Here is a 668-nt window from a genome sequence, read left to right on the forward strand (position 1 = left end):
GGTCATGGATTCACTTGAATGGTTTAATAAATGCATAACTAAGCCAATAATAGTTTGACTGGGTATAGACCCGATAAGCGCCTGTTTTACGCATGGTATGCGTTCCTAGATAGTTAATTCCTAAAAGATCACCAACTCGTGCCATAATCTTATAAAACTGTTTCTCGGTAATAGGACGATCAGGACGAGAAGTTGAAGGAAATAACCACTCTGAATTCATGTTTTGTTGGGTTAGCCATGCATGATAAAGCATTAAATCTTGTTGGACAGGTTTTAAATATAACGTATTTCCCTTACCTGTTTTTTGATCATGAATAAATGCAGTTTGTTTGACTGTTCCATCAAGATTAAAGACATCTGTTTTCTTTAATTTCATGACATCACTTACTCTTAACAAGGTCGCTTTCCCAACTTGGAAAATTGTATAGTTGCGACGACCAGCACGAAAACTATCAAGTAGTGTATCCTGCACCATTTTTAAGATATTTGAATCTTTGATATTTTTAAAAATTTTTGTACATTTTTGAAGTTAGGTCAAGTAATACTCCAAGAAGTTCATTATGATCACTAATCATATCAAATAATTGGTCTTCTGTTAAAACACCACATTTTACTGGGATTTTTTCAATTTCCATATATTCAAACCATTTTTCACTACCATAAAAATT

2 protein-coding genes are annotated in these 668 nt (G+C 32.9%); both read right to left on the reverse strand.

All coding sequences use genetic code 11. From position 1 onward, the window contains the following. Positions 1–10: 10 nt before the first annotated feature. Positions 11–475, reverse strand: coding sequence for a tyrosine-type recombinase/integrase (locus tag BABA_RS13010; RefSeq protein WP_003331351.1), 465 nt, complete (start codon positions 473–475; stop codon positions 11–13). A gap of 28 nt (positions 476–503) precedes the next feature. Beyond that, a partial coding sequence (locus BABA_RS26575; RefSeq protein ID WP_007085651.1) for a DUF4298 domain-containing protein occupies positions 504–668 on the reverse strand: 165 nt, incomplete at its 5' end.

Source organism: Neobacillus bataviensis LMG 21833, assembly GCF_000307875.1.
GTDB classification, from domain to species: domain Bacteria; phylum Bacillota; class Bacilli; order Bacillales; family Cytobacillaceae; genus Neobacillus; species Neobacillus bataviensis.

Excerpts from the sequence above, each read along its gene's own strand:
- BABA_RS13010 (WP_003331351.1), bottom strand. The coding sequence starts at position 475 with ATGGTGCAGGATACACTACTTGATAGTTTTCGTGCTGGTCGTCGCAAC.